The organism is Alkalibacter saccharofermentans DSM 14828 (genome assembly GCF_900128885.1).
GTDB classification, from domain to species: Bacteria; Bacillota; Clostridia; order Eubacteriales; family Alkalibacteraceae; genus Alkalibacter; species Alkalibacter saccharofermentans.
Genome location: NZ_FQTU01000001.1, coordinates 57010 through 73007, shown reverse-complemented (window position 1 = coordinate 73007; position 15998 = coordinate 57010). Strand labels below are relative to the sequence as shown.

Annotated in this window: 18 protein-coding genes; 2 read left to right on the top strand and 16 right to left on the bottom strand. The window is 40.0% G+C overall.

What is annotated here, in order from left to right; translation table 11 throughout:
* Positions 1-67: 67 nt before the first annotated feature.
* The 5 genes from acpP to BUB93_RS00370 form a co-directional block, all read right to left on the bottom strand.
* Positions 68-307 carry an acyl carrier protein gene (gene acpP / locus BUB93_RS00390; protein WP_278278364.1) on the bottom strand — a complete coding sequence of 80 codons (240 nt, stop codon included), beginning with the start codon at positions 305-307 and terminating at the stop codon, positions 68-70.
* A 20-nt stretch (positions 308-327) separates the two neighbouring features.
* On the bottom strand, positions 328-1323 hold the full coding sequence (plsX, locus tag BUB93_RS00385; RefSeq protein ID WP_073269085.1) for a phosphate acyltransferase PlsX: 996 nt from the start codon (positions 1321-1323) through the stop codon (positions 328-330).
* 92 nt (positions 1324-1415) lie between these two features.
* Positions 1416-1595 (bottom strand): 50S ribosomal protein L32, encoded by a 180-nt coding sequence (gene rpmF / locus BUB93_RS00380; RefSeq protein WP_073269084.1) that lies wholly within the window; start codon positions 1593-1595, stop codon positions 1416-1418.
* Between the two features lie 11 nt (positions 1596-1606).
* Positions 1607-2086, bottom strand: a complete 480-nt coding sequence (locus BUB93_RS00375; protein WP_073269083.1) for a YceD family protein — start codon at positions 2084-2086, stop codon at positions 1607-1609.
* Between the two features lie 38 nt (positions 2087-2124).
* Positions 2125-3345 carry an acetate/propionate family kinase gene (locus BUB93_RS00370; protein ID WP_073269082.1) on the bottom strand — a complete coding sequence of 407 codons (1221 nt, stop codon included), beginning with the start codon at positions 3343-3345 and terminating at the stop codon, positions 2125-2127.
* 193 nt (positions 3346-3538) lie between these two features.
* On the opposite strand from BUB93_RS00370, the gene BUB93_RS00365 reads away from it, so the two are divergent.
* Positions 3539-4780 carry a nucleotidyltransferase gene (locus BUB93_RS00365; protein WP_084116762.1) on the top strand — a complete coding sequence of 414 codons (1242 nt, stop codon included), beginning with the start codon at positions 3539-3541 and terminating at the stop codon, positions 4778-4780.
* Between the two features lie 30 nt (positions 4781-4810).
* Here BUB93_RS00365 and BUB93_RS00360 read toward each other — a convergent pair whose 3' ends face one another.
* Genes BUB93_RS00360 through BUB93_RS00335 form a run of 6 tightly spaced genes read right to left on the bottom strand, consistent with a single transcriptional unit; the run spans position 4811 to position 10347 of the window.
* Entirely contained in the window at positions 4811-5254 is a 444-nt protein-coding gene (locus BUB93_RS00360) for an ATPase (RefSeq protein WP_073269081.1), read from the bottom strand.
* Entirely contained in the window at positions 5229-5738 is a 510-nt protein-coding gene (gene coaD / locus BUB93_RS00355) for a pantetheine-phosphate adenylyltransferase (RefSeq protein ID WP_073269080.1), read from the bottom strand. The genes BUB93_RS00360 and coaD overlap by 26 nt, the downstream gene beginning before the upstream one ends.
* Positions 5735-6298 carry a 16S rRNA (guanine(966)-N(2))-methyltransferase RsmD gene (gene rsmD, locus BUB93_RS00350; protein WP_073269079.1) on the bottom strand — a complete coding sequence of 188 codons (564 nt, stop codon included), beginning with the start codon at positions 6296-6298 and terminating at the stop codon, positions 5735-5737. Before rsmD ends, coaD begins: the two co-directional genes overlap by 4 nt.
* Before the next feature lie 13 nt (positions 6299-6311).
* The gene (gene recG, locus BUB93_RS00345) at positions 6312-8339 is read right to left on the bottom strand and encodes an ATP-dependent DNA helicase RecG (RefSeq protein WP_073269078.1); all 2028 of its coding nucleotides are present in this window, start codon (positions 8337-8339) and stop codon (positions 6312-6314) included.
* 12 nt (positions 8340-8351) lie between these two features.
* The gene (locus tag BUB93_RS00340; RefSeq protein WP_073269077.1) at positions 8352-9974 is read right to left on the bottom strand and encodes a DAK2 domain-containing protein; all 1623 of its coding nucleotides are present in this window, start codon (positions 9972-9974) and stop codon (positions 8352-8354) included.
* A gap of 22 nt (positions 9975-9996) precedes the next feature.
* Positions 9997-10347: an Asp23/Gls24 family envelope stress response protein gene (locus BUB93_RS00335; protein WP_073269076.1), complete on the bottom strand. Its 351-nt coding sequence runs from the start codon at positions 10345-10347 to the stop codon at positions 9997-9999.
* 195 nt (positions 10348-10542) lie between these two features.
* Here BUB93_RS00335 and rpmB point away from each other — a divergent pair, with 195 nt between their 5' ends.
* Positions 10543-10734 (top strand): 50S ribosomal protein L28, encoded by a 192-nt coding sequence (gene rpmB / locus BUB93_RS00330; protein ID WP_073269075.1) that lies wholly within the window; start codon positions 10543-10545, stop codon positions 10732-10734.
* Between the two features lie 51 nt (positions 10735-10785).
* Here rpmB and BUB93_RS00325 read toward each other — a convergent pair whose 3' ends face one another.
* The 5 genes from BUB93_RS00325 to rlmN are packed head-to-tail and all read right to left on the bottom strand — an operon-like array spanning position 10786 to position 15977.
* Positions 10786-11430 (bottom strand): thiamine diphosphokinase, encoded by a 645-nt coding sequence (locus BUB93_RS00325; protein ID WP_073269074.1) that lies wholly within the window; start codon positions 11428-11430, stop codon positions 10786-10788.
* 15 nt (positions 11431-11445) lie between these two features.
* A complete protein-coding gene (rsgA, locus tag BUB93_RS00320; RefSeq protein ID WP_084116760.1) occupies positions 11446-12315 on the bottom strand; it encodes a ribosome small subunit-dependent GTPase A in 870 nt (289 codons plus the stop codon).
* Between the two features lie 7 nt (positions 12316-12322).
* Positions 12323-14197 (bottom strand): Stk1 family PASTA domain-containing Ser/Thr kinase, encoded by a 1875-nt coding sequence (pknB, locus tag BUB93_RS00315; protein ID WP_073269073.1) that lies wholly within the window; start codon positions 14195-14197, stop codon positions 12323-12325.
* Positions 14197-14937, bottom strand: a complete 741-nt coding sequence (locus tag BUB93_RS00310) for a Stp1/IreP family PP2C-type Ser/Thr phosphatase (protein WP_073269072.1) — start codon at positions 14935-14937, stop codon at positions 14197-14199. The genes pknB and BUB93_RS00310 overlap by 1 nt, the downstream gene beginning before the upstream one ends.
* Positions 14938-14948: 11 nt before the next feature.
* Positions 14949-15977 (bottom strand): dual-specificity RNA methyltransferase RlmN, encoded by a 1029-nt coding sequence (gene rlmN, locus BUB93_RS00305; protein WP_073269071.1) that lies wholly within the window; start codon positions 15975-15977, stop codon positions 14949-14951.
* Positions 15978-15998: the final 21 nt, after the last annotated feature.

The window sequence follows — 15998 nt, the reverse complement described above, 5'->3', positions numbered from 1 at the left end:
GGATTATCTTATATAGGAGAAAAGAATCAAAAGCAAAGTCTTGATTCTTGTCGTGCTGATACAGTATTTACTTTTCCAGGTATTCAACCAAATCCTTGATAGTCTTCATTTTTTCAATATCTTCCTCATTTAGCTCAATGTTGAATTCTTCTTCTATTGCCATGATAATTTCTGCAATATCCAGGGAATCAGCTCCGATGTCTTCCATTAAATCCGCATTCAATGTGATGTCCTCTTCTTTTACATCCAAATGATCCAAAATTATACCTTTAATTTTTTCAAAAGTGTCCATAACACGCCTCCTAATATTTATAGTACGCTTTTTAACTACTTTGTTTCAACTAGTTTGTTGGAAATTTGCTCTAAGGTATCTTTTTCCTGAAAGATTATTCCCTGTCTTATGGCATTGTAAAAAGCTCTTGCATCAGAACTGCCATGAGCCTTTATGACTCCACCTCTCACTCCTAAGAGGGGTGCTCCGCCGTATTCCTTGTAGTCAAATTTAGTTTTAAACTCTTTAAGCGCGGGTTTTAAAAGAAGCCCGCCTACCTTCGTCCTCATACTTCCCATTATTGTAGATTTGAGAGAAGCAAAAATAAATGAGCTCAAACCTTCAGTAAGCTTGAGAATTATATTGCCTGTAAATCCATCACAAACCAATACGTCCGCACCACTGCCTATTATATCCCTGCTTTCCACATTTCCTATGAAATCAAGGCCCGACTGCTCCAAAAGAGAATATGTCTCCTTGTAAAGTTCATTTCCTTTATTCGGTTCAGACCCTATATTGACAAGGCCTACTTTGGGAGACTTGATATCCAATACATTTTGAGCATAAACCGATGCCATCATCCCAAATTGAACCAGATAGGATGCTTTGCAGTCGGCATTTGCTCCCACATCCAACAACACCGTGGGTCCTTTTTCGGAGGGCAGCACTATGGTAAGAGCGGGCCTTTGTATCCCTTTGATCCTGCCCAGCAGCAATGTTCCTCCTGCCAATAGCGCCCCTGTGCTTCCTGCTGATATAAATACCCCTCTCGGGTCTTCCTTGAGCTTTTTTATTCCTACTACCATTGAAGAATCCTTCTTCCTTCTGATTACCATCGCCGGCTCGTCTTCGTTCTCAACTATTTCAGTGGTATGAATGATCTCTATCAAATTTTTGTCATATTCGTATTTTGCAAGTTCTCTTTGAATCGCTTCCTCATCGCCAAGGATATGGATTTTTCTTTCAAAGTCCCTGGTTGCATCCACACAGGCTTTGACAATTTCTGAAGGAGCATTATCTCCTCCCATCCCGTCCACATAAATGTTATTCATAGTGCACCTCTGTTTTAGATTGTTCTTGTTTTACTTGTTTGGCTCTATTTAAAAACGGATAAAAGAAATGGCAGAGATAAACTCTGCCTTAATTATGCTTCAACTGCTATAACTTCTTTATCTTTGTAAGTTCCGCATGCTTTGCAGACTCTGTGAGGAAGTTTTACCTCTCCGCACTTGGGACAAGTACTCATTCCCGGAACTGCTAGCTTATAATGCGTCCTTCTTTTATCTCTTCTTGATTTGGATGTCTTACGCTTTGGTACTGCCATGATTACACCTCCTATTCGTCCTCATTTAATAAATTGCTCAGAACAGATAAACGAGGATCAAATTGTTCCGATTCACAATTACAGTCATTCGTATTCTTGTTGGTTCCGCATACCGGACATAATCCTCTGCAATCATCGCTGCAAATCGGTTTGATCGGCATGTTCACAAGAATATTATCCCGTATCAATTCTGTTAAGTCAAGGTGTTCTTCAATACTTTCCTGATTATCATTCAAATCTAAAGCTTCAGTAAAAGCAATATCGAAGTCTTTTGTGAACTCTGACGTGCATCTGGAACAATTAAGTTCAGCAGAAAATTCCGCCCGGATTTCCACAATCAATTCATCGTTAACCAGGCTGATATTTCCCTTTACCTTAACAGGGGTCAGCACGGTCAGATACTCATCAGAAATCTTTTCAGGTTTCAAATGAAATTCAAAATATTTTGAAGATCTGTACCGATTTATCAGTTCAGAAATATTGATAATCAAAAAAACCACCTCATTACTCGCAAAGAATATTATATATTCTAAGACAGGGCTTTGTCAAGCACATTCCCTTTTACAATATCTTTTGTATCTCTTGCGATAGCCATTTCTTCATCTGTAGGAATTACAAGAACTTTTACTTTAGAATCAGTGGTAGAAATCATGTTTTCCTCACCTCTGATTTTGTTCCTTTCATCGTCGATAGTAATACCCAGATAAGAAAGACCTTCACAAATCGCTTTTCTATTAGAAGCAGAGTTTTCTCCAAGACCTGCAGTAAATACGATGGCATCTACTCCGTCCATGGCAGCCGCATATGCTCCAATTGATGTTTTAACCTTGTAGTTGAATACATCAATAGCTAAAATCGCTCTTTTGTTTCCATTTTCAGCTGCTGCTTCTATATCTCTAAAGTCAGAGCTTACTCCTGATATTCCAAGAACTCCGGATTCTTTGTTCAGAATATCGTATATCTCATCTGTGCTAAGCTTTTCTTTTTCCATAAGGAACGTTACTATTGATGGGTCGATGCTTCCGCATCTTGTACCCATGGCCAATCCCTCTAAAGGCGTAAATCCCATCGTTGTGTCTACTGAGTGACCGTTTTTGACAGCTGCTATGCTGGCTCCGTTTCCAAGGTGACAAGTAATTATTTTTAAATCCTCAATTGATTTTCCCAGGAAAGCCGCTGTTCTATTTGATACGTATTTATGAGATGTTCCGTGAAAACCGTATTTTCTAACTTTATATTTTTCGTAGTATTCATAAGGCAACGGATAAGTGTATGCTTCGCTTGGCATCGACTGGTGAAACGCCGTGTCGAATACAGCTACCTGAGGCACTTCCGGTAGTAGCTCCTTACATGCATTGACACCTGTGATATTCGCCGGATTGTGAAGTGGCGCTAGTTCGATGCATTTTTCAAGTGCTTCCATCACATTGTCATCGATCAGTACTGATTCAGAGTAGTACTCCCCGCCATGTACTATCCTGTGGCCAATTGCAGTGATTTCGCTTAATGAATCGATAACACCATACTTGCTTTCAGTTAAAGCAGTCATAACCATATTAAGTGCTACGGTATGGTTTGGAATGCTTTCTTTTTGGACGATTTTATGTTTTCCGCTTGGGCTATGAGTGAAAATACCCGTCTCCAGTCCAATTTTTTCTACAAGTCCTTTTGCCATAACTGACTCATCTTCCATGTTGATTAGTTGGTATTTTAAAGAAGAGCTACCACAGTTAATAACTAATAAATTCATCAAAACATCTCCTATCATAAATATTGTTCAGTATCATTTTAACATACATGCAACAGGTTGTTTACAAAAAAACACTATAACATACCATGTTTTTTAAGTCTTTGAGCATAAATTCAGTTTTATTCTGAAATTTGTTTTTCATTCTTTCTTTAATATTGTATCATAAAGTAACAATATTAAAAGTGAGGTCATCATGCTTATGAAAATATTAGGGATAGTAGCAGAATATAACCCTTTCCACAATGGCCATCTGTACCATTTGGAAAAATCAAAGGAAACAAGCGGATGCAGCCATACAATTGCAATTATGAGCGGCAGCTTTTTGCAGCGGGGAGAGCCTGCGTTAACAGATAAATGGAATCGGGCAGAGACCGCCGTAAAAAACGGGATAGATCTTGTAGTTGAACTTCCTTATGCATACTCTTGTCAAAGTGCAGAAATATTTGCTTATGGCGCCATTAGAACCTTAAATGACACCAAATCAGTAAACTGTCTAGCCTTCGGCAGCGAATCTGCAGACATATCAAAGTTGTCTTTGGTCGCAGATATTATTGCCAAAGAGCCGGAGTATTACAAAGACAAACTTCGAAAACATCTTCAAACAGGTCTTTCCTTCCCTAAGGCAAGAGAACTGGCTTTGAATTTCTGCATCCCAAATGTAGGAGAAAGCGTAGTGATAGGACTGCCTAACAACATCCTGGCTCTTGAATACCTTAAATGGCTATCCAGACTAGAGAGCAATATAGAGCCAGTCCCGATAGAAAGGACCAAGGTGGGATATCACAGCGATTTTTCACTAGACGGCATAGCAAGCGCCACCCATATTAGGAATATAATAAATCAAAACGATCAGTGGAGAGAAATTTTAAAGCCTTTGGTTCCTCAAGTTACTTATGAAGAAATAGAGAGCTATAGCCATAAACAAGGTTTCAACAACCTTGAAAATTATTTCGACATCATAGCTTCAGAAATATTGAGATCTTCCCCCAGGGAAATTTCTGCCTATCCCGATGTGACAGAAGGGCTTGAAAACAGGCTTGTAAGCTCACTGAAAAATTCTTCTACTGTCGCGGGGCTTGTAGAGGAAGTATCTTCAAAGCGATATCCATCAACCAGGATTTCTCGAATACTCTGCCATATGGCAACGCATTTTACCGATGAAGACACTGCGCTGTTCTATAAGGACAAGTCCTTTAGCCCATATCTTAGACTTTTGGCATTCAATACAAAGGGTCGCGAGATAATCAATGCGATTAAAGGCAATTCTGAAATAAAGATTCTTGACAATCTGGGAAGATCACAAAAAAAACTGAAACCAAACCAGGTCAGATGTCTGAAAAAAGACCTTGCTGCATCAGACATTTATTTTTTAAAGACCAATCCCCAAAAAATCGGTTCTGATTATTTAAAAAAACCCATATACGTCAACGAATAAAGGCAAATGAAATAGAGCGCAAGCTCTTTTTCATTTGCCTTTTAGTTGTTTTCTGTTGTCTTCAATGGTTTCGGATAATTCCTTGATTTGCATCTGAAGGTTTTTCAGAATTGAATCGGCATAATCGTTTGTGGATTTTCTGATTTCCCTGGAGATCTCTTCAGCTTTTTTCCTTATCTCCTGTGCCTCCAAATATGCAGACTGGGTGATTTGGTTTTCATCTACCATTGATCTTATTTTTGATTCAGCATCGTTCAATATTTTTTCCGATTCCTTTTGAGCTTCAAGGAGTATTTTTTTTCGTTCTTCCTTGATCCATTGAGCCTGCTTGATCTCGTCCGGAAGGGAATGCATTATCTCCTGAATGATTTCCAAGGCCTCCTCGGTATTGACCATGACTCTTGATGAAAACGGCACATGGGTGCCTTCATGGAGAATGCTCTCAAGCTCATTTAACAGCGCTATTATCTTCATCGTTTACCCTCCCGTATTTTTGATCGATCTTCTTATAAACCAACTCTGGAACCATATCCTTCAGATCTCCGCCAAATTTTATTATTTCCCTAATCAGCGTGGAGCTGATAAAGGAATACTTGATATTTGTCATCAATATCACTACTTCAATTTCGGGATAGAGCTTTTTATTCATTGAAGCCATCTGAAATTCATTTTCAAAATCTGCCAAAGCCCTAAGCCCTCTCAATACGTACTTATAGTTGTTTTTTTCCATATAGTGCACAAGCAGTCCTTCGAAATGCTCGACCTGGACATTATCGAGGTGTTTGACCGATTCTTCTATCATCTCCATCCGCTCCAGTGTCGTAAAGCACGGCGTCTTCGATGAATTCACCAGTATTGCCACCACCAGTTTGTCAAACATTTTTGAGCCTCTCTCAATTATATCCAGATGTCCTTTTGTCATGGGATCAAAGCTTCCCGGGTATACCGCTATTCTCATTCAACCACCTGATTTCTAAAGATTTCAATGCCCGTATTTCCGTATTTTTTCTTGCTCTTCCATTTGTATTTTATCATATTTTTGTCAATATTGCGATTTATATCATGTTCCAGGATCAAAATCCCTCCAAGACCAAGCAATTCGAGAGATTGGATCTTGTTTATGATTTCTTCCAATCCTTCAATATCGTAGGGAGGATCCAAAAAAATCACATCGGCTTTCACACCTTTTCTGCCAAGGGATTCCAATGATTTTCGGTAATCCATGTTTATAAATTCACACCTGCTTTGATCCAGATTTGTGTGGTTGAGATTTTTTTTTGCCAAATCAATGCTTTCGCTGTCTTTATCACAAAAATAAACTTTTTCCGCCCCTCTGCTTAATGCTTCCAGTCCCATAGATCCACTTCCCGCAAACAGGTCGACGAAAACACATTCATAAACCTTTTGATTGATTATATTAAAGATGGATTCCTTGATTCTATCAGTAGTAGGTCTTATAGAATCGTCTTTTGGAGAAAACAGCTTTTTACCTCTGGCTGATCCGCTTATTATTCTCATAAACCCTCCTTGGTTAGTCTATATTGTCTATCTTTTTCTTGAAGCTTTGGATAATCTTTTCAATGGTTTCTGTTTTGTTGTTGTCCACCAATGTATCCAGTATTTTTTTTGCAGTTTCTATCTCTTTTTCATCTCTTGACAAATCCGTAAGCTTAAACTCGGGAAGTCCATGCTGCTTGAATCCGAAATAATCTCCGGGACCTCTCAATTCGAAGTCTCTTTGAGCTATTTCAAAGCCGTCATTGCTGGTTTCTAGAACTCTCAACCTCTCCAAAGATTTTTCATTTGATGTGTCCGTCGCTAATATGCACCACGACTCATAAGATCCTCTACCCACTCGTCCCCTTAACTGGTGCAGCGTGGCAAGACCGAATCTGTCCGCATCCATGATCAGCATGACAGTGGCATTGGGTACGTCTATGCCCACCTCAACGACTGTAGTTGATACCAATACGTCAATTTCTCCTCTTGAAAACTTACCCATGGTCTCTTCTTTTTTATCTGCTCTCATCTTTCCATGGACCAAAGCAACTTTGGTTTCGGAAAATACCGAATCGATTAAATCTTTGTATAACTCGCTTGCCGATACGTTCTCATTTTCTCCTTGTTCAATCTCTGGACAAACTATAAAGGCTTGCCTTTTCTTTTGTATTTCCTCCAAGATGAATCCGTAAACTTTTTTAAGCCTGGATTTTTTGATGCAATGAGTCCTAATGGCCTTTCTTCCCTTTGGCATTGTATTTATTGTCGATACGTCCAAATCTCCGTATAGTGCATGGGATATAGTCCTGGGAATCGGAGTAGCGCTCATTACGAGAACATGAGGCGAGGAACCTTTTTTCATAAGCTTAGATCTTTGTTCAACGCCGAAGCGATGCTGTTCGTCGGTTATCACAAGACCCAGGTTAAAAAACTCCGTATCCGATTGAATTATCGCATGAGTGCCTATAGCCAAATGGCATGTCCCATCCTTAAGCCCTTCTAAAACGGCTTTTCTATCGTTTTTTTTCATGCCTCCAACGACGAGCGCCACCTTTATGCCAAAAGGCTCTAAAAACGCCTTAATCGTCTTTTCATGCTGTCTTGCAAGTATTTCCGTGGGAGCCATAATCACTGATTGGTAACCTTTTAAAAAAAAGATATACTGAGCCAACGCAGCAACCACTGTCTTTCCGCTACCCACATCCCCCTGAATTAACCTATTCATTCTTTTCCGTTTCTTTAGGTCATCTAAAATAGTACCTACGACCTCCTGCTGACCCTTAGTCAACACAAAAGGCAGGCTTGACTTGAGGGCTTCGATCTTCCCTTCATCTTCCCGGTCAACGTTCAGCCTGATTTTTGTTTTGTTCAGGCTTTTAAAATATTTAAACCCCGCTTGAATCTCCACGAGCTCGTCTATCACCAGCCGTCTTCTTGCGCCAATTACTTCATCCTTTGATTTGGGTCTGTGGATTTTATAGATTGCATCTCCCTTTCCAAGAAGATCGTGCTCCCGCAAAAGGCTGTCTTCCAGATATTCCTCCACTTCAAGCTTTTGATCTAAGACATCAGCCACCGCTTTTCTAAGATCTTTTTGTGTCAAACCCTTGGTCAGAGAATACTTCGGAAGAATTTCCCTATTGTTCTGCCCCTCTTTTTCGTGTTTGAATTCAGGGTTTTCCAGTACATATCTTCCAAACTTTTTTTGTATCTTCCCATAAAAATAGTAGGTCGAGTTTTTCCTGAGGGTGTTCTTTAAGTAGGGAATGTTGAACCATGCAACGTCAAAAACACCCGCTTCCCCTTTACACGAAAAACGGGTTATTGACAAATTTCCTCGAATTCTTTTTACTATTCCGGAGTCCATGAGCGTGCCTTTGACTACCCACTTATCTCCCGGGATTACTTCGTCTAAAGAATCGATTACTTCTCTGCTTTCATAATCCCAAGGATAATAATAAAGCAGATCGTTTATATTGAAAATTCCGAGCCTGTGGTAAAGGGTTTCCTTTTTTTCACCGATACCCTTGATTCGTCTGATTGTTTCATATCTGTTCATAGCCTGTAATCTCTATTCTACTGAAATCACATAATAGTAAAGGGGCTGGCCTCCCCAATGCAGCTCTACGTCCATTTGGTCATACGAGCTTTCTAAAGAAGAAATAAAATCTTCAGCAGATTCTTTTTTAACATCCTCTCCATAATAAACCGATATCAACTCGCTATATTCGTCAATCATGCTTTTCAAGAGTTCATCGCAGACTTCTTCAGGGTTGTTACCGACACAAACGATTTCTCCTTCTGATATACCTATTATATCCCCTTTTTTTATATCCCTTCCTTTAAAGCTGGTATCTCGAACGGCAAAGGTCACCTGTCCGGTCTTGACTTCCCCAGCCGCTTCCTCCATAAGATCCTGATTATCCTGTGGCTGAAGCTCCGGATTGAATTCTAAAAGCGCTGTGATTCCCTGGGGTATGGTTTTCGTAGGTATCACCACCACATTTTTCTTGCTTATTTGCTTGGACTGATTTGCAGCAAGTATGATGTTGCTGTTGTTAGGTAGAATTATTATATTCTCTGCGTTTATATGATCGATTTTTTCTATGAAAGCTTGTGTGCTTGGATTCATCGTCTGTCCCCCAAGAATCACTTCGTCAGCTCCCAAATCTTCAAAGATCCTTTTCATTCCTTCACCTGAAGCAACTGCTATCACTCCGTATTTTTTTGGCTTGACACTTTTTGCAGTGGTCTTTTCCACAGTTCTGTTTTGAACCTGCTCACGCATGTTTTCGATTTTTATGCGGGTAAGAGAGCCGATTTCAAGAGCCAGTCCCATAGCTTTGTCGGGATTATCCGTATGAAGATGTACTTTTATCTTTTCTTCATCTCCTACTACTATTATTGAATCGCCAAGCTTATTGAATTTTACCGCCAATTGATCTCTGACAGTTTCGTCATTATTACCTATTATTATAAATTCCGTGCAATAACCAAATGTTATATTCTCATAGGACTCGATCCTGTCCTCAACGGGCTTATCCCATTCAATTTCGGGCTGTTGATACGTTGACTCTTTGCCAGTAAGAGCGTTTAAAGCTCCCTCCATGATAAATAAAAGACCCATCCCTCCGGCGTCGACGACTCCTGCATCCTTTAATACCTTAAGCATGTCAGGCGTTTTGTCCAAAATGATTTTGCCTTCCTTTATCACATCTGTCAAAAAGCTCTCCATATCGATATAGCTCTCATTATTTGACATGGCAAATTCAGCCATTCCTCTCGCCACAGTCAAAATCGTTCCCTCTGTAGGTTTCATAACTGCCTTATATGCCATGTCAGATGCATATTGCAAAGCTTGTGCTGCATTTTGAATATCAAGCTCCTTGAGCCCTTTGCATCCCTTAGCAAAGCCTCTTAACAACTGGGATAGTATTACCCCGGAGTTTCCCCTTGCTCCCATCAAAGCTCCGCTTGAAGTTGAAGCGCTTACTTCTGACACGGTCCCATCAGCAATGTTATCTATCTCTCTGACAGCGTATTGCATGGTTAGTGACATGTTTGTTCCTGTATCCCCATCTGGCACGGGAAAGACATTTAAATCGTCTACTGTCTTTTTATTGGCATCAAGGTTTAAGGCCGCTTCCTTCAACATTTTTTTCAGTAAAGCTCCGTCTATCGTTTGTATTCCCATCCCGAATTACCTCCTCAAGCTGTCATACCCTGACGCTTTCTACTATTACATTTATTTTTTCTATTTTTAATCCTGTCTGTTTTTCCACGTTGTATTTGACTTTTTCGATAATATTTTCAGCCACTACGCTTATTTTGACACCGAATTCGATGATAACGAACAAGTCTATGCTGACCTTGCCCTCTTTTTGAGTCACCTTCACGCCTTTACTCAGATTTTCACCTTTTAGAAGCTGCACGATTCCATCTGTGCTCTTTTTTGAAGCCATACCAACTACTCCGTAGCACTCAGTAGCTGACAGTCCTGCAATATTGGCAATTAGATTCTCAGAAATATTGATATATCCGAACTCATTGTATATTTTCGCTGACATAATTATTCCTCCTCATATTCTCTTGGTTATTATTCTAATTTAACACGTTATTAAATTCAAGTCATCAGTACAACATTTGACTCCAATGCATGTTTTTAATTGTAAGCGCTCCTGATTTTCAAGTTATTCTTGAACTGCATATTGAATTATGCTATAATGCTAATGCTATGCAATTATAGCTAAGGAGGGTTGTAAATGTCAAGAGTATGCGAAGTTTGTGGAAAAGGTTCCGTTTCTGGAAATCAGATAAGTCACTCCGTAAGACATACTAAAAGAGTATGGCTTCCGAATTTGCAGAAAGTCAGAGCCATGGTAGACGGTTCTCCGAAGAGAATTTCCGTTTGCACTAGATGCTTAAGAAGCAACAAAGTCGAAAGAGCACTTTAAGCACAAAGGGGATTTAAAAAATCCCCTTTTAAGGTTGCTGAGTTTTTCAGGTTAATCCCCTTCCGAATAAACCAACAGCAACACGCCTTGCTCAAATTCAATTTTCGCTTTATTGTCCGTCACTACATTGCTGATTCCCCTGGAGGAACCCATATCCAAATCCTGATTGTTCAGTTGATAATAAAACCCATGAAGGGTTATTTTTTTTACGCTTTCACTCAGTGGAACCAAGGAAACAGTACAACCTTTTTTTCCTATGAGTGCTTTTTCGTTAAGGATTACCTCCATGGAGTTGTATTCATCTACCATCATCGCGTCTATGTTTTTTTTAGCCAACTCGTACAGCAGATGGATATTTGCCATGGTATGATCTATGCGCCTGCCTGAACACCCTATCATGATTATACTATTGCAACCCTTTTCAATAAGATGGGACAAGGCAATTTCCGTATCGGTTTCATTCTTTTGTGCTGGATATTTTATAAAATCCACCTTTTCCCCGGTGAAATACGTACGCACTTTTTCATTGATGGAATCCAAATCTCCTACTATCGAGTCAGGTTTTATTTTAAGTTTGTAGGCATTGTTTGCCCCTCCATCAGCACAGGTTATATACTCAAAGTCTTCCTTATCCATCAGCTTGCTGTAGAACTCTTTATCTCCTATCTCACCGTTTGCGATAAGCAATCCTTTCATCCTAGTTACCCTCCTTTATCTTTTGTCCAATATCTCCAAATGGGTTTCCTTATAGAAAGAATACCTCTCTTCAGATACAATTTGACCTACCTTATCCTTAACGGCGCACTCAGGTTCATTTATATGCAGACACCCTTTGAAACGGCAGTCTTCCTTAAGACCGGAAAATTCAGGAAAAAGCTCTTCCAAATCGTATTGGTCGATATTCGACAAATCGATGTTCCCAAAACCTGGAGTATCGGCAAGATATCCTTTCTCCCCTGTCTTAAACAGCTCTACATGCCTGGTCGTATGCTTGCCCCTTTTAACTTTGCCACTCAAGCTGCCAATTTCTAAATCCTCCCATCGGTGAGGTAGAAGATGCTTGATCAAAGACGACTTCCCAACTCCTGAAGGGCCGCAAAAGACAGAAATACGACCTTCTAGCTCCGTTTCAAGCGTCTTTATTCCCTCTTCTGTCTTGACTGATGTGAATATTACCTTATAGCCTGTGTTTCTGAAAGCTTCGGTGATCAGTTTCCTATCCTCGGGGGAGGTAAGATCTTTTTTGTTGAAGCATATAACTATTCTTAAACCGTTGTACTCACCGTTTAATACGACTTTGTTCAGCAGTGAAAAGTTCAGCTTGGGCTCGGTTATCGCCGAAACCACCACCATCTGGGTGACGTTAGCCACTGGAGGGCGTACCAACTGGTTCTTCCTTTGGCATATTTTTTCTATGACTCCGATGTTATCGCTGTCAACCGTTATTTCCACCATATCGCCTACGCAAGGCTTGATGTTTTCGTTTCTGAATATGCCTCTTGCTTTGCACTCTATAATGCCATCGGAGGTTTCCACATAGTAGAATCCTCCGATGCCTTTTAATATTCTTCCGTTAATCATATATCACCTAAAATGTTATTATCTCAGGCCCGAATTTCTCACCGTCGATTTCAATTTGATAATACTGAACGCCTAATCCTTCAAGGGTAACGCTTATAGTCTCATCAGCTTTGTGATTTCTTTCGTATACAACTGAAGAATTGCTTGACTGATCGATCAAAGTGACCTTTACGCTGACTGTAGGAACTTCGTCATCGTCGTCGTATTCGATATATCTCCCGATATTGATGGTTATATCTTTTGTTTGGAGCTTGCCTTTGCTCACTGTTAAGGATACGACGCTGTTTTTTGCCACTTCCGCATTGGGTTTTGGATCCTGATTTTCAACTATCCCCTGGCCGTGCTTGTCGCTGACTACTTCTCTGACTTCTCCAACCTGCAACCCTAATGCTGTTATAGCACGTCTGGCATCTTCCAGTGACATTCCAACAAAGTCCTCTACCACTGCAGTGTCTTTGCCTTTGCTCACGTATATTATAATCTCAGCGCCTTCCTTGACCATGAGTCCCGGTCTTGGGTTTTGATCATATATTTTATCTTTTTCCACATCGTCGTTAAACTGACGTGATATTTCCTTTACCGTGAAATTAAGGTTCTCTAGCTCCTGGACACCTTCAACTTCGAATTTGCCTGTAACGTCAGGAACTTCCGCTTCTCTAGGTCCTGAGCTTACAACCAGCTTGACCGTCTGGCCTTCCTTTAGAATCGTCCCTGGATTTGGATTTTGACTGATTATGTAATCTTCTGGAATAGTTGCGCTGCTTTCAGTCCTTTCGATTTCATATTTCAGACCTTCCTCTTCCAGTTTTTCTGCTGCTTCCAATATATTCATGCCTTCAACCGAAGGTACAGAGACTTCATTTACAGAGAAATACCTGCTCGATAAAAGAATAACCGCCAAAAAAAGCAAAATCAAGCCACCTAGGATCCACATGGTGGTTTTTTTCATTTTTCCTTCTTTAGGCTTTTTCTCAGAAGGTTTTTCTACAACAGGTTTAGGTTTTGAAGTCGCTAGGATACCAGGTAATATACCAGGTTTTTTTGTTTCTCTTCCTGCGATCTTTTCACCGCTTTGAACAGCTATCAAGTCTTTTACCAGTTCTTTGGCGTTTTCATATCTTTCTTTGGGGTTTTTCCTAATCAGCTTCAAAACTATATCTTCAAGACTTTCAGGTATGTCATCGAGATCGTCCTCAAGGAATTCTATTTCCTCCTGAATGTGTTTGATAGCTACAGATATGGAATTATCTCCGTCAAAAGGCACTCTCCCTGTCAGCATCTCATACATCACTATTCCCAAAGAATACAGGTCGGATCTTTCGTCGACAAAACCACCCCTTGCCTGTTCTGGAGATATATAGTGAACGGAACCCATTGTTTCTTCCACCAAAGTGATGGTGGAACTGGTTATTGCTCTTGCTATCCCGAAATCAGTGACCTTGGGTATTGTTTCTTCATTTATCATTATATTATGAGGCTTGATGTCCCTGTGAATTATATTGTTTTTATGTGCGTGATCCAGAGCAAAAGCGATCTGTTTTGCAATATAAACAGCTTCCTTCCAGTTGAGCTTTCCCTTTTTTCTTATATAATCCTTTAGAGTGTCTCCTTCTACGTATTCCATGACTATGAAGTGAATATTGTCTTCAACTCCTACATCGAATACGTTGACTATATTGTTATGGGACAAGCTAGCGGCAGCCTGTGACTCTCTTCTGAATTTTTTTATGAATTGTTCATTTTCGTTGAATTCCTGTTTTAATATTTTAACAGCTACCGTTCTGTTAAGAAGGGTATCCATAGCCTTGTAGACAATTGCCATTCCTCCCTGGCCGATTGTCTCCAGCAACTCGTAACGATTTGCTAACATTCTTCCCTTCATCAATACACCTCCGGTTTAAATACAATCGCAGTTATATTGTCTCCTCCGCCATTATCGTTGGCGGTTTGAATCATTTTTGAAACTGCTTGACTGCTAGTGTTGTTTAATACTATATGTTTTATTTCCTCTTCAGAGGCGTAATTTGTGAGTCCATCGCTGCATATAAGAACTATGTCTTCTTTTCTTAATTGAAATTTGACATAATCTACCTTTAAACTCTCATCGGTGCCTACTGCCCTTGTCAATAGGTTTTTATTGGGATGATGCTCTGCCTCGTCCCTGGTAATTTCCCCCGAATCAATAAGTTCCTCCACATATGAATGATCTTTAGTGACTTTCTCGATAATATTATTACCTATCCTGTATAGCCTGCTGTCACCCACATGGAATACGTGGGCTTCACCCCCGGACAATAAGCAAAATGTCAGAGTTGATCCCATGCCGGTCAAGCTTTCGTCATCACGGCCTTTTCTCATTATATGGCTGTTTAAGATTTTAATCCTATCTTTTAATGTTTCTTGGATTTTACCCTCAGCAACTGACTTCGAGGCATCAAAGCCTGTTAAGAACTCATCCAACTCATCGATTAGCATCCTGCTTGCTATCTCGCCGCCTTTGTGACCACCAAGACCGTCTGCAACCGCAAAGTACGCGGCACCATCCTTTGTTTTCCCTAGCGTGTAGGAATCCTGATTTATTCTTCTTAGCCTGCCTATATGACTCCCATGACCTGTTTCCATATTAACACCCCTTACGGATTTTTATGTCCCCGTCTAAGCTGCCCGCATGCAGCTTCAATTTCAGTTCCGAGTTTTCTTCTTACAGTATGACTGATATTTTCTTTGCTTAGTATGCTGCTGAACTGCTCAACAGAAGAATCAGCGCTTTTTTTGTAGTCTCTTTCATCAATTTCATTCATCGGTATTAAATTTACCATGACGTTTTCCATGTCTTTTAAAAGTCCCGCGAGCATTCTCGCGCATTCAGCGGTGTCGTTGACTCTACTTATCATAGCATACTCAAATGTTATTTTCCTATTTGTTTTTTCATAATAGTACCTACAAGCCTTCATCAGCTCGTTTAGAGAATACTTCTTGGCTATCGGCATGAGTTGACGACGCAAATCGTCATTAGGTGCATGAAGGGATACCGACAGGTTTATTTGGAGGGATAAATCTGCCAACTTGTAGATTTCAGGTACCAAGCCACAAGTTGAGATGCTTAAATGCCGCTGTCCTTTATTAAGGCCGTCAGGATCGTTCGCAACTTTTATAAACTTAACGGTATTATCAAAGTTGTCCAACGGCTCTCCACTTCCCATTACCACTATATTTGATATTCTGACGCCTTCAAGCTGTTCCACGCTCATTATTTGGTCAGTCATTTCACCGACCGTTAGATTTCTTTCCAGCCCGTCTATTGTGGAAGCACAAAACTCGCACCCCATTCTGCATCCAGCTTGAGAGGATATGCATAGAGTATAGCCGTATTTGTATTTCATAAGTACCGTTTCTATTATATTGTTGTCTTGGAGGCTAAACAAGTATTTTTTTGTACCATCCTTTACATCTTCATACTTTTTTACCAAGCTTATTCGCTTCAATTCGTAATTGTTTTTGATCATGTCTTTGTGGCTGTTGGATATGTTCTTCATATCATCTATTGTGTTTATTCCTGAATAAATCCATTTGAAGACCTGATTTCCTTTAAAGGACTTCATGCCAATGGATTCCATCTCTTTTCTCAATTCGTCTTTTGTTAAATCTAATAAATTTTTCATTAATACCACCTGCTTGATTGA